At 42.1% G+C, this 14,250-nt stretch carries 7 protein-coding genes and 2 pseudogenes; 8 read left to right on the plus strand and 1 reads right to left on the minus strand.

Features of this window, described 5'->3' with window-relative positions; all coding sequences use genetic code 11:
* The 3 genes from F7734_RS56330 to bcsA all read left to right on the plus strand — a co-directional run.
* On the plus strand, positions 1-1,282 hold a 1,282-nt coding region (locus F7734_RS56330; protein ID WP_347566455.1), incomplete at its 5' end, for a glycosyl hydrolase family 8.
* Between the two features lie 209 nt (positions 1,283-1,491).
* Entirely contained in the window at positions 1,492-3,777 is a 2,286-nt protein-coding gene (locus F7734_RS56335; protein ID WP_155752882.1) for a cellulose biosynthesis cyclic di-GMP-binding regulatory protein BcsB, read from the plus strand.
* Between the two features lie 144 nt (positions 3,778-3,921).
* Positions 3,922-6,516 (plus strand): UDP-forming cellulose synthase catalytic subunit, encoded by a 2,595-nt coding sequence (bcsA, locus tag F7734_RS56340; protein WP_155752883.1) that lies wholly within the window; start codon positions 3,922-3,924, stop codon positions 6,514-6,516.
* Between the two features lie 140 nt (positions 6,517-6,656).
* Here bcsA and F7734_RS56345 read toward each other — a convergent pair whose 3' ends face one another.
* Positions 6,657-7,691, minus strand: coding sequence for a low specificity L-threonine aldolase (locus F7734_RS56345; protein WP_155752884.1), 1,035 nt, complete (start codon positions 7,689-7,691; stop codon positions 6,657-6,659).
* 298 nt (positions 7,692-7,989) lie between these two features.
* Between F7734_RS56345 and F7734_RS56350 the strand changes: the two genes are divergently transcribed.
* The 5 genes and pseudogenes from F7734_RS56350 to F7734_RS56370 form a co-directional block, all read left to right on the plus strand.
* A complete protein-coding gene (locus F7734_RS56350) occupies positions 7,990-8,535 on the plus strand; it encodes a GIY-YIG nuclease family protein (protein ID WP_155752885.1) in 546 nt (181 codons plus the stop codon).
* 560 nt (positions 8,536-9,095) lie between these two features.
* A complete protein-coding gene (locus F7734_RS56355; RefSeq protein WP_207714453.1) occupies positions 9,096-9,332 on the plus strand; it encodes a hypothetical protein in 237 nt (78 codons plus the stop codon).
* Positions 9,333-10,026: 694 nt separating this feature from the next.
* A complete protein-coding gene (locus F7734_RS56360) occupies positions 10,027-10,221 on the plus strand; it encodes a hypothetical protein (RefSeq protein WP_347566456.1) in 195 nt (64 codons plus the stop codon).
* A 46-nt stretch (positions 10,222-10,267) separates the two neighbouring features.
* Positions 10,268-12,722, plus strand: a pseudogene (locus F7734_RS56365) (GH116 family glycosyl hydrolase).
* Between the two features lie 658 nt (positions 12,723-13,380).
* Positions 13,381-14,250: pseudogene (locus tag F7734_RS56370) on the plus strand (peptidase C39); the annotation flags it as partial.

The following is a 14,250-nucleotide window of genomic DNA, read 5'->3' on the forward strand; positions in this document are numbered from 1 at the left end:
CCCTACCCCCTATTCCCTAAAAATGCAGTTTTTTCTCAGAATTATGGCTATTGCGAGTTTAATTGTTTTAAATGCTTGTGTCTCAAGTTATACAGTTACAGAAACCTCAAATGGTCATACTCCAACGACAACAACTACGTTGTTTGAAAGTGACAAAAATCACTCTGTATTATTGGCGGGTTTACCACAATCTATCCCCAATCGAGAGCTATTGGTTGCAAGTTGGGAAAGTTATCGCCAAAGATTTATCCAGGGTGATGGACGGGTGATTGATTATGAAGCGGGCGATCGCTCAACGAGCGAAGGTCAAGCTTATGCCATGCTGCGAGCAGTTTTGGTGAATGACTTTGAGACTTTTGCCCTGACTTTAAAGTGGGGAGAAAATAATCTTCAACGACAAGTCAACGGTAAGCGGACGGATAACTTGTGGGCTTGGAAGTGGGGACGAAATGTTGATGGTAACTGGGGTACTATCGATAGTAATTTTGCCAGTGATGGCGATATTGATGCGATTACTGCCTTGATTCTTGCTTCTCGGCGTTGGAATCGTCCTGAGTACTTGGAATTGGCAAAAGCTAAATTACAAGATTTGTGGAATCTAGGGGTAACATCTGCGCCTCAAGGAAAGCGGTATTTGTTACCGGGACCTGCGAGTGCGTTTATCATTAATCAATCGACTCTTTACCTCAATCCTTCTTATTTCGCGCCTTATGCTTTTAGGTTGTTTGCTCAAGTAGATCCCAAACAAGATTGGTTGAGTTTGATAGACACGGGTTACGAGGTTCTGGAACAATCAACACAGCTTTCTACTGTTGGTTTGCCGAGTGACTGGGTGGCTTTGGATATGACAACGGGAAAATACCAAGCTTTACCGCAGTCGGAAGAATTGCAAACAGTATATGGTTTTGATGCTTATCGAGTTTGGTGGCGCGTGTCATTGGATGCTGCTTGGTTTAATTACCCACAAGCAAGGCGTTATCTTCAAACGTCTACGAAATATTTGCAACAGTTATGGCGCGAGCGATCGCGTTTACCAGCACGTATAGATTTACAAGGAAAAGGTTTGGTGAATTATGAAGCTACAGCACAGTATGCCATGCTTTATGCTGCTTGGCAAATAGTAGAACCGCGACTGGCTCAAGAGTTGGTTGTGAAGAAGTTGCTACCTCAATACAAGCAGGGGGTTTGGGATGATAAATCTGCTTACTATACTCAAAATCTTGCTTGGTTAGGATTATTTCCTCCGTCGGTTATTTCTCAGCAGTTGTTAAGGGGTAAATGAGCTATTTGTCATTTGTTATTTGTCATTTGTCATTTGTCATTTGTCATTGGTTATTGGTTTTTTGTCCAAGTTTCAGGAATTTGTAAATAAAATCCACGCATCCAAAATCCAAAATCTAAAATCTAAAATCCAAAATCTAAAATCCACGCATCCAAAATCTAAAATCTAAAATCCAAAATCTAAAATCCACGCATCCAAAATCTGGTCATATGAAGTTGTTGTTTGGTCTTTGTCAACTTAAGAAAAAAGCAATTCTTTTGACTGTTTGCTTTTTCCTGTTTCCTAATTCTCTACTAAGTGTAGAAGCTCAAGATAATGCTCGCAATAGAAAGGTTATACCTGGTGAAGAAAAAAAACTGATTACGTATAACCTTGAGTTTAATCGCAGTCCAATTGTTGGGAATCGATTGCGTTTGCGAGGAATGTATGCCCAAAGTCGTCTTGGCTTTACTCGTCCTCGTAGTTGGAAAATTAATAATGTAAAAGCCTTGATACGGTTCCAACATTCGCCTGCGTTATATGCTAACCGTTCTAATTTGACGGTAATGGTTAATGATACGGCTGTGGGTAGTATTCCTCTGAATCGGAAACAGTCGCAAGTCAGTCAAATGCTGGTTAATATTCCACCAAAACTTCTTCAAAATTACAATGAACTGAAGTTAGTGGCACAGCAAAATACTTCATCTCAGTGTACTGACCCTAAAGACCCAAATTTATGGACGGAGGTTTTACCAGATTCTAAATTAATTTTCAATTTTCAACGGCAGCCACTTCCTCTGAATTTTAGCCGTTATCCTTATCCTTTTTTTGATGAACTTGGTTTAGAGACCAATCATATTGTTTATCTACAGCCTACTCAGACAAGTCAGTATTGGTTAACGGCTACTGCTCGTTTGCAAGCGACTTTTGGAAGACTTGCAGATTTTCGTCCTTTAGAGACGAGCATGGTGACTGATGTTGCTGATGTCAAGCCCGAACAACGGTTGGCGATTATTGGGACTCCCAGCGAACAGCCTGTCCTAGCTTCTTTGAAATTACCTGTTCCTGTTGTTAACGGTCAAATTCTCGATCGCAGTAAGAATCCCATACCTGAGGATACTGGAGTATTAATTGCAACTACTACTCAAGAAAAAGGGGGCGGTGCTCCTGTTTTGATTGCTACTGGTAATGGGTTGAAAGGTGTGATGAAGGCAGTACAGTTTTTAGTACAGCCAGACTTACGAAATATAGGTACGGGTTCGGTCATCTTAGTTAACCAAGTGAAAGATGTAGCATCGCCCGATCCGCGTGAATGGCCCCGCCACCTTCCAGAAGCAAATTCTTTTAAACTCAATGACCTCACATCTCCACTTAATGGAGAACCATTGAGTGATGTCAGCGTCCGTGGTTCAGCCGCACCGCCAATTGAAATCGATTTCCGCGCTTTGCCAGATGACAGATTTTTGCGTGGCAGTTCTATGAACCTAGTTTATAGCTACGGTCCTCAAGTGAACCCCAGAACTTCTGCGGTGGAAGTTTTAATTGATGACAAATATGTTGGTGGCGCACGCTTATCTTCAGATGCTGGAGAAACTCGCAAACAGCTAAAAGTCGATTTACCAGCAAATTTACTGCACTCCAACTCTAAGATTCAGATATTCTTCCAGATGAATCCTAAAGATGCATTTGACAAACAAAATTGTACGACTGCAGCCGATCAACAACTCATTGGTACTGTGCATTCTGACACAAGCTTCGATTTAAAGCGAGAAGTTTCTGTAAAACTTCCAAATTTAAAACTCTTACAATTTGGTTTCCCGTTTGCTGCACCTCAAGATTTATCTAAAACGGCAATTGTTATGCCGCAAAACCCATCTGATACTGATATCCTCACTTTACTATCTCTTAGTGAAAGATTGGGACGCTTGAGCCAAGCGAACTCTGTAAAATTAAAAGTGTTTACCCTAGAAACATTACCTGATACCATTCGCAAAAATGAGCATTTGATAGGCATAGGAACTCGCGAGAAATTTCCTTTACCTGAAGTCTTTCAATCTACAGGTTTAAACTTAAACAATGCATTTGCTCGTATATCAGCGCAAGGTGCAATTCAAACTCCACAAGATACTCAAGGCATGATTAAGCAAATCATATCTCCATGGAGTAAAGAACGGATTATCTTAGCCCTAACAGCACAAACAGAAGATGGTTTAGAGGGAGTTCGACAAGTGTTCGAGAATGACCCCTGGTTCTATCAACTACAACAGGATACCGCACTTGTAAGTAGCGATCGTAAAGATCTCGCTCCTTATGATTCCAACGCTTACCAACTCAAATTTCTTCAAACTTCCGACTCAAGCACTCGTGTAGAGGATACAACTTTACTCAGCAAAATCTCAAGAGTTTTACAAGAAAATTGGCTCTTACTTCCTCTTGGGATTTTAGGTGTATCGTTCTTACTTTATGGAATTGTCCAATTGTATTTAAAACGCCTTACTGTTGCTGACAGGAATTAATTATAACCGCAGATGAACGCGGACAGACGCAGATAGGGATCTTTTATCTGCGTTTATCTGTGGTAAAAATCTCAAATCCAAAATCCAAAATCCAAAATCCAAAATCTCAAATCCAAAATCCAAAATCCAAAATCCAAAATCCAAATGTCTTCCTTCAATTCACCCCAACAACAAAGACGACCTAAATTAAGTCAATGGCTGATTGACCGTACACCTCGTTTCTTCGATCGCGCCTTGGAGAAAGTAGGTCTCAAATATTTTAAATGGCTTGTCTTACTGCTGCTTGTTATTTCAATTCCATTAATTGTTACCCAACTTAGAGTGTGGCAACAAGCAGTTATAGCTATCTTTTTAGTGATACTGGGACAATTAATCGTACAAGCAGAAGAACAAGAGTCTTCACCAGAAATTAGCCAATACTATCACTTATTTATGGTATGGCTAAGTTTAGTCACTACACTCCGCTATCTTTTTTACCGCACAAGTTATACCCTCAATTTTGATGGCTGGCTAAATAGTATTGCTTGTGTGCTGCTATATAGCGCAGAACTTTACGCTGTTTTAACTTTGGTACTGGCATACTTTCAAACTTTAAAATTAAAAGACCGTCAGCCAATCGATATCTCAACTATTCCGCAAGAACAATGGTTTACTGTTGATATTTATATCCCTACTTTTAATGAAGATGTTGAAATTGTTCGCAAAACTGTATTAGCAGCCATGGCTTGCGACTACGCACCAGGAAAAAAAAGCGTTTATGTCTTGGATGATGGTCGCCCAGAAAGATACAAAGAAGACGATCCGCGCCGTGAAAAGTTCCGTTCTAGACGGGAACAAATTCGCAAAATGTGCAACGAAATTGGCTGCACGCACATGACACGAGATAATAACGACCACGCTAAAGCAGGTAATATTAACAATGCTTTTCGTCAAACTGATGGCGATTTGGTGTTAATTTTAGATTGCGACCATATTCCATCGCGTCAATTTCTACTTAATACAGTAGGTTTTTTCTACGATCCAAAAGTGTCTTTTGTTCAAACTCCTCACTGGTTTTATAATCCCGACCCCTTTGAGCGCAATTTATTAACAGGCGGGAGAATTCCAGTTGGTAATGAACTGTTTTATAAGGTACTGCAAAAAGGGAACGATTTTTGGAATGCTTCCTTTTTCTGTGGTTCTGCTGCTGTCATTCGTAAATCCCACGCTTTAGAAGTTAGGGGAATTGCTGTGGAAACTGTGACGGAGGATTGTCATACAGCATTACAGTTGCACGCAAAGGGTTACAAATCTGTCTACTATGACAAAATTATGGTAGCTGGCTTAGCACCAGAAACCTATGCATCATATGTGGGTCAACAAGTGCGCTGGGCGAGAGGTATGGCGCAAATTTTACGCTTGGAAAATCCTCTGTTTAACCCAAATCTTAAGTTAACACTTGCTCAAAGAATTTGTTACTTTAGTGCGACATCGCACTTCTTGTATGGTTACCCCCGAATTATTTACGCAGTTGTTCCCACCTTGTTTTTGTTATTTGGGATTAACCCCATTCAAGGTTTGGGTTTGGAAACTATTGCTTATGCTTTCCCCCATATTCTGCTAGCACTATTTACCAACCACATTATCTACAAAACTGTTAGATTTTCCTTTTGGAATGAAATTTTTGAATTTGTAATGGCTTTCCAAGCAGGATGGGTAACGATGCTGGCACTCATCAATCCCAAACTAGGTTCCTTTAACGTAACTGACAAAGGAGTCAATGTCCGCAAACGCAGTTTTGACTGGCGCTCTATGCGGGGTTTGGTAGTGGTGATAGTGATGGTGATTGCTTCTTTATTTGCCGTTCCCTATTGGATTTTACTTCGCCCAGAAGATTGGCAAGCAGTTTTGGTTAACACTTTATGGTCTGGCTTTAACCTCATCTTACTGATAGCAGCACTGTTAGTTGCTCTAGAACAACCACAAATTCGTTCTGCTCACCGTTTGGCGCGGCGTCTCCCTGTTATCATTTCTTCTAACAATCAACAAATTGTTGGTGAGACTGTTAACATCTCAGAAACTGGGGCATTAATTTCCGTAGCATCTTGGGCAAATTTACCAGATGAAGTCGAAGTTGAGGTTCTTGGGGATTTTACAGCCCGTGTCTTGCTAACAGCAAGGGTTGTTCGAATTTCTCCCGTCAATGCGACAGAAACACATTTAGCAATTGATTTTGTTAATCCAAGTCGTGCCCAAATGGATAATTTAATTTTGGTTCTATATTCAGATGTGCGCCAGTGGTATTCCCAAACTAGACAAAATATAGATCAGCCATTTGTTTCTCTTGGGTTCTTGGCAACAAGTTTGGGTCGTTCTTTGCAGGATATAAAACACAGTACTCGTCATCTAGTCCGCAAGCAAGTCAGTGCTGTTGGCGAGGTTTACTGGGATGGTCATTTCTTCCCTGGAGTTGCCACAGAACTCGGAGTCACGGGTTTGCGGTTGGAACTACAGGGTAGACAAGCGACAACGGGCGATCGCATACTGAGGGACGACGACTTGAACAGGATGAGAGCTATCAAACCCATGGTTGGTCTGTTATTAAGCCAACAGATGGAAAACCTTCCACCAAGTAAGTTTGTTGTTGAAGTTTCTGCAGTTAAAGAAGAAAACGGTAGAATCGTGCTGGAGTTAAATTTCCCCCTGGAATTTCAACAACGGCAAAGTACCAAGGTTAAGCAACTTTTACAAGTCTTGTGATTATCAGTGACCAGTTCTACTCGTTCCCAGGCGGAGCCTGGGAATGCCTTCACGGAGGCTCCGCCTCCCGTACTCAAGAGATGCGAGGCAGAGCCTCAAACCATGTATTCCCAGGCTCCGCCTGGGAACAAGGAAAGTTATTAAACGCAGTACTTCCGAGCCGCATCAACCAGTGCTGCAATATCTTTTTCTTCGGTACTAAAAGCAGTGACTAGCCTTACTGTTGTAGAATCTTCGACATCCCAACGGTAGAATTGAAAGCCATCATCTAAAAGATTTACAATGACTTGTTCTGGCATTTGAACAAATATCTCGTTGGCTTCCACAGGATGGCGTAGGGTAATTCCAGGCAGTTTTGTTAACTTTTCGGCTAAATCTTTTGCCATTTGATTGGCACGGGCTGCATTCTTCAACCACAAATCATTTTTGACGTAAGCTTCTAACTGCACTGACAAAAACTGCATTTTAGAAAACAAATGTCCGCTACGTTTGCGGCGATAGCTAAAGGTTTGTGCTAAATCGCGATTGAAAAATACAACGGCTTCTGCTGCCATTGCTCCATTTTTGGTTGCACCGAAGCATAACACATCAACTCCAGCACGCCAGGTTATTTCTGCAGGAGTACATCTCAGGGTGACAACGGCGTTAGCAAAACGCGCACCGTCCATATGCAGTGGCAGTCCGTGAGAGTGTGCCACTTCAGCAATTTGAGCAATTTCTCCAATACTGTATACCGTACCGGCTTCACTTGCTTGAGACAAGCTAACAGCAGTAGGTTGAACGTGATGGACTATACCAGTACCAGCGCGAGCGATCGCACCCGCTAAATCCTTGGCGTTTATCTTGCCATGTTCTCCTTGCAGGGTTAGCAATTTTGCTCCGCCTGTAAAAAATTCAGGAGCACCGCACTCATCACAATTAATATGAGATTGATGGTGGCAGTAGATTGCTCCATAAGGAGCTGACATAACTGATAGAGCAAGTGCATTGGCAGCCGTACCTGTGGCTACAGGAAATACTAGTACCTCTGTCTCAAACAATTCGGAAAACAGATTATTTAAGTAATGAGTGCGATCGTCGTTACCATAAGGCATAGCAACGCCATAATTGCATTCCACGAGTGCTGCCATAATTTCTGGAGATACCCCGACAACATTATCACTACAAAAGTTCATTAGCTACTAACGCAAATATATATTCCTCATAGTAGCTAAATTCCCCTGTAACGACAGGTTGTGTAGTTTGTAGTTGCGCTGTCTTCGCATGTATCATATGTAAGTGGTTATCCGAAGTGATTTATTTAACTACTGAGACGCAAAGTACACAGAGGTAAGAGGTGAGAGTGCTATTAATTGCCGGAAGTTTTTATCTACCTTGACAGGGGCATTGCCCACCTACTACATACGCTAAAGCGCAACTACGAACGAATTATTTAATAATAGTCTTAGGAATCAACCTTGTTTGGATTGGCTTATGGTAGATGAAACGAATATTCCTTCTTTAAAGAGTTTGGAATATATTCCTTATATAGACGATCGCGGTCAACTACCCGAACACTTGCAGGGCAAAATTGGAGTGTACGCAATTTACGACCGAGAACACGTGCTGCAATTTGTAGGATATTCCCGTGATGTTTATCTCAGTCTGAGGCAGCATTTGGTAAGGCAACCGCATAATTGCTATTGGGTGAAAGCCCAAACCATTGAACGTCCCAGCCGAACTCTGCTGGACAATATCGAGAAGGCTTGGATCGCGGAAAATGGCAGTATCCCCTCGGGCAATACAGACAACAAAGAGAAATGGACGAATCCAATTGATGTGAGAGCAGTGATGACACCTGAAGAGAAAACTCATTATGACAATCCTTTAAATGATGAGCTGACGCAAACTAAAATTATCAAAAATGTGGCACGGCGAGTCGAGGCTGAAATCTCAAACCTTCTAGAATCGCGTGGTTTGCAAGCACAAATTCGTTTTAATCCGAAGTTAAAAGAAGATGGTTTGCTGGATTTGAAATAAGTTTGTTTTAAATGTAAAAGTGTGGGGTTTCTCCCCCCATACCCTATCTAAAACTCTTTATTTTTATTATTAAATGGGTTAGAATTAGATGTGAAAGTGTGGGGTTTCTCCCCTCACTCCCTATTGAAAACTCGTGACCCTTTCTCTTATTTTATAAGCCTTCTATCCAACATGGGGATGTGGGGTTTCTCCCCTTTCTTTTATTGAGAACTCAAGATTTTTTCAGGAAATTTCTTTTGGCATTTTGGCAACCAGACGAATTTTTGGGTTAGTATTGTGAGTGTTAATACGTTCTTGCACCAACAAACGCATCACACAAGGCTAGAAGCTCCTCTTTTTGGTTTGCGATCGGTTTTAATACTACTCCAGTGCCAACCGCTACGCCTTTGTGTTGTTCGCCCCAGGTCATGAATCTGGGGTTTTTCTTTCCACATCTATAACTTGGTGGAAATTAATTAGCAACAATGACAAATTTTTGTTATAAATGTTCCTTCTTTCCTGTTCTCGTTTTTAACGAATGTAAATGTAAGTGAGAAATTTAGATACTTGGGTAGCATCGTATGAATATGAGTGATGAGCGCGGCAGTGGCAGGCTCCACTGCGAAATGTTGGAATCAGCAACACAAGACTTCACAAATAAGATTGAGGCTGTAATATCTGCAACTGAGACTGTACAACAGGTTCTAAATGCCAGATTGACTTGCTTTCTCAATCAACTGGCTTGTTTGACATCAGCAATAGATATTTTGCAAATGTGGGTTGAGACCCCTCTGCCTTTCGCAAATATCTTGGTTTAGAATGATGTTAATAAGTTAGTTGGAGCGACTGGGTTTGCAGATTGCCATATGTATTTCATGTTTGCATTTGGTCAACCAATACATAACCTTTTGGTTGATTAGACCTTTAATTTGATGGGTAGTGATTCGTCACTACTTTGGAATAGTGTTTCACAAAAACTTAAAAACTTACACGGAAAGTGTAAGCAAAATAACAAAAAGGTAGCAACCGAAAGGTTATGCCTGTATGTCGATATCTGCCTTTTTTTCAGGTTTTATTTCAGCGAATTGCATCTCACCGTGAACTAAGGTTCTGCAACTCGAACTAGTTATTCCAATTACGTAAACTGGAATCTCTGCACGTCAGGTGATTCGGCTTCAGCCCGTGGGCAGCTGGCTTATCGCTTTTTTGGAATTGAGAGATACGAAATGCCTTCGTCTTATTGTTAGCGAAGTGTGCGTATAGATGCGTGAACACAGACGTGCTTGTGGTGTATAAAAACTCCATTGGGCAAGGCATAGGGAATAATTTTGTGTCTCGTTCATGAGATAAAGAGCGCTTTTCTAGCAAAAACATACCATGCGTGGATTTTAGATTTTGGATTGAGAAAACCTCACCTAGGCTAAATCTCACCCAACTATTTATCCTATTCTTTTTTCCAACTGGTGTAACAATTACCGTTTTTATTTAATGCAATCAAAGGGAGGTTTAGAAGTGTTGAATCGACAAACTAAAGGTTACCGCACCGCACTAGCACCTTGGATCGTTGTTCGTTTGCTTTCACCAACACAACAAACTGTTATAGGTCGATTCCGCAGCCGCAGTGATGCGGATGGTCACTTGGCAGTCTTACGGCGGCTCATGCCAGATGCTGAATTACAAGTGATTTTTGATATGGAACGAGATTAATTCCATTGGTTTTACTCTTCTGCATCAAAAGCCGTATAATCGATCAATGAGTAACAAGCCTTTCTCCGTCATTCCTTCCTGCGTTTGGAGCCGTCCCATTGGTTTAGGTTGGGATACTCCATACACAGTCCGCTACGCAAGTAATATTGACGATGGACCATGGCACGGTATGCCTCTTGGTGGCTTTGGTGCAGGGTGTATTGGTCGCTCCTCGCGAGGAGACTTCAATCTGTGGCAGATTGATGGTGGCGAACACGTATTCAAAAACATTCCCGCCTGTCAATTTAGCTTGTTCGAGTCAGATAATTCTTCCTCAAAAGCTTATGCCCTGTGTACGCAAGCACCACAGGATGGTAGTCTCTCAGCTTGGCAGTGGTATCCAGCAAGTGTCCGAGGGGGAGAGGGGGAAAATCCTCAATCCAAAATCCAAAATCCAAAATCCAAAATTCCCTCAACGGGAAGCTATCACGCGTTATATCCTCGCAGTTGGTTTGTTTATGAAGGGGTGTTTCAAGTACAGCTACAGTGCGAGCAATTCTCCCCCATTTGGGCTAATAACTACAAGGAAACAAGTTATCCGGTAGCCGTGTTCGTCTGGACTGCACAAAATACCACAAATACACCGATTACCCTCAGCATAATGTTGACTTGGCAAAATATGGTGGGTTGGTTTACCAATGCCCTCAAATCTCCTGAAGTCAGGGTGCGGGATGATGGCAGTCCAGTCTACGACTACCAACCGCGTTTGAATGAAAGCCAAGGTAACTTTAACCAGCTTGTAGAAACGGGCGAATATATCGGTTGTTTGATGAGTCGGGTGAACAGTGGTGAACCCTTAAGCGAAGGTGATGGACAGTGGTGTATTGCTACTCAAAAACATCCATTGGTGGAAGCATATTACAACACTCGCTGGAATCCAACTGGGACGGGTGAGGAAATATGGCAAAGCTTCGCCCAAAATGGTTCCTTGTCTAACTCCACAGATGAAACTCCAGTGGCTCTTGGCGAACAGCTTGGAGCCGCCCTTGCCCTTCGGTTCACTCTTCAACCAGGAGAAACTTTAAAACTTCCTTTCGTCCTGGCTTGGGATTTTCCTGTAACGGAATTTGCAGAAGGAATTATCTATTACCGCAGATATACGGATTTTTTTGGTCTCAACGGTAATAATGCTTGGGCGATCGCATCGGCAGCCTTAGTAGAATATGAAACTTGGCAAGCACAAATTCACGCATGGCAAACGCCTATTATTGAGCGTCAAGACTTGCCCGATTGGTTTAAAATGGCTCTTTTCAACGAGCTTTACGACCTGACAAGTGGTGGAACTCTCTGGAGCGCAGCCTCGAAAAGCAACCCTATCGGACAGTTTGCTGTACTCGAATGTTTGGACTATCGCTGGTATGAAAGTTTAGATGTCCGGCTGTACGGTTCTTTTGCCCTACTGATACTGTTTCCAGAACTAGAAAAGGCAGTGATGCGGGCTTTTGCACGAGCAATTCCCAAAAGTGACAGTACTCCCCGTGTTATTGGTTACTATTATACCATTGGAGCAGAAAGTCCAATGGCAGTTCGTAAAGTTCCAGGTGCAACACCTCACGATTTGGGCGCACCAAACGAACACGTTTGGGAAAAAACCAATTACACAAGTTATCAAGATTGCAACTTGTGGAAGGATTTAGGTAGCGATTTTGTTTTACAGGTATACCGAGACTTTCTCCTTACAGGTGCTAATGATGTGGAATTCTTAGCGGATTGTTGGAATGCCATTGTCCAAACCTTGGACTATCTTAAGACTTTTGACAAAGATGGAGATGGCATTCCTGAGAATTCCGGCGCACCCGATCAAACTTTTGATGACTGGCGTTTGCAAGGAGTTAGTGCTTACTGTGGTGGATTGTGGTTGGCAGCACTAGAAGCGGCGATCGCGATTTGCGAACTTTTAGTAGATACTCAAGACAATGCTACAGTTCAAAAATCCATCTATGAAGTTTGGTTAGAGCAATCTCGCCCTGTTTACCAAGAAAAACTTTGGAACGGGCAGTATTATCGGCTAGACACTCAGAGTGGTTCTGATGTCGTCATGGCAGACCAACTTTGCGGACAATTCTATGCTCGCTTGTTGGGGTTACCAGATATCGTACCACCCGATTGTGCTGCATCTGCTTTAAAAACTGTTTACGAAACCTGCTTCCTCAAGTTTCATAACGGTCAATTTGGCGCTGCAAATGGTCTTCGTCCTGATGGTTCGCCAGAGAATCCTAAAGCCACTCATCCCTTGGAAGTTTGGACGGGAATCAATTTTGGGCTAGCTGCATTTCTCGTACAAATGGGCATGAAGGATGAAGCATTTCAATTAACACAAGCTGTTGTTAGCCAAATTTACAACAATGGGCTACAATTCCGAACTCCTGAAGCTATTACGGGCTGCCGGGACTTTCCGCGCTTGCGTCTACCTGCGGGCTATGGCCATTTGGGCAGTTTATTTGGTAGGGGGTAGGGGGTAGGGGGTAGGGGACAAGGGGGACAAGGGGACAAGGGGGACAAGGGAGAAAGACGAAATAACTATGCCCAATGCTCAATGCCCAATGCCCAATCCCTAATTTCTTCCCCAACTCTTAGCAAATCATATTTCTCTGTCGTATAATATTTTTTTCCCTGTTACATATTTTCCGGAATTCCACTATTAACCTCTGAAAAAATATTTCGTGGAGGGTTATGCAATAACTTTAGAGAGTCCCTAGTTTTCAAGGCTTAGGGATAAAATCTTCCTTTTTTTAGTCGAATTCTTTGTATCTTTTACTACAATTTAGCTCTGGTAGCACAAATCAATGCTGATACATCATTCGCTTTTAACTTATCAACCTTTTTTAACGCAAAATCTTCGTGTACACGCTAATAGTTTTGCAGATTTCATCAAAAATTTATTTTTCTCTTCTCGGTCTTAAAAGTTGTCAAAACTCACTAAATGCGCTTATTTATACTGTTTAAGGAGAATTACGTGGAAGAATACCAATGAAAGTGCAGGTAAACTTTTGATAAAGTACAACAAGTCTATTGACGAGACCAAGTGAAGTTTTATAAGACATCAGAGAACAAACGATGAACTCTTTTTCGTCGTTAAGAGTCCACAAATCAATTAATAATAGTCAACATTTATCTCCAATGTCAAGTACGGTTATTCTTAACTGTTTGAAACTGATTGCGGGAGATTCTAGTCTAGTATCGGATTTCAGTAAAATTTGGGTTGTTCGCGAGTTTCAGTTAGGTGACGATTTAACTATCGGTAGCCCGGATAAAAACTTTGAAAATGCAGGCGATTTTCTTTACTTGGTTTGTCAAGGTCGAGTACGTCTGCTTGGGTATGATAAGACTCTCAAGCGTTCAGTGTCAACTCAATTACTTTTACCACAACAAACTTTTGGTGCAGATTGTTTGTTCTGCGATGAACCTCTCCCCTATCAAGCTATAGCAGCTAGTGCTGGTTATGTAGCTCAAGCTAAAGTTTCCGATGTCGTTCCGTGGTTGCAGCATTTCCCCAATCTGCAAACCAATTTAAATCACTCTACTCATGAGCGTCAAGTATTAATTTTTTTCAAAACTTGTACTGAGTTACGCTCCCAAAAAAGTCACAATATACAGCAATTGGTTCCCTACATAGAACAAAAGAAACTGGACGTTGGTTCTCTTTTGGAGGAGATGACTCCGGGAAGAAATGGGCGCTTTTGGCTGCTCGGTGGAGCAATCAAAACGCAAAGTGCAGAAGCTTATCCACCAGTTGTGGGAGAAAGTTGGGGATATCCCAATACCAAGCCACTCTCTTGGAGTGCTGAAACAGATTTATTGCTCTACCACCTTCCTAGAAAGCACTGGGAATTGGTTATCACCCTTGGGTGTGATTTACACAGGTTGCTGGAAGAAGACGAGGAGACAAGGGAGACAAGGGAGACAAGGGAGACAAGGGAGACAAGGGGGACAAGGGAGACAAGGGGGACATCCCTCTCGCCCTCACCCCCTACCCCCTACTCCCTACCC

The sequence above is a fragment of the Scytonema sp. UIC 10036 genome, assembly GCF_009725235.1.

Excerpts from the sequence above, each read along its gene's own strand:
- F7734_RS56335 (WP_155752882.1), top strand. The coding sequence starts at position 1,492 with ATGAAGTTGTTGTTTGGTCTTTGTCAACTTAAGAAAAAAGCAATTCTT.
- bcsA (WP_155752883.1), top strand. The coding sequence starts at position 3,922 with ATGTCTTCCTTCAATTCACCCCAACAACAAAGACGACCTAAATTAAGT.
- F7734_RS56345 (WP_155752884.1), bottom strand. The coding sequence starts at position 7,691 with ATGAACTTTTGTAGTGATAATGTTGTCGGGGTATCTCCAGAAATTATG.
- F7734_RS56350 (WP_155752885.1), top strand. The coding sequence starts at position 7,990 with ATGGTAGATGAAACGAATATTCCTTCTTTAAAGAGTTTGGAATATATT.
- F7734_RS56355 (WP_207714453.1), top strand. The coding sequence starts at position 9,096 with ATGAATATGAGTGATGAGCGCGGCAGTGGCAGGCTCCACTGCGAAATG.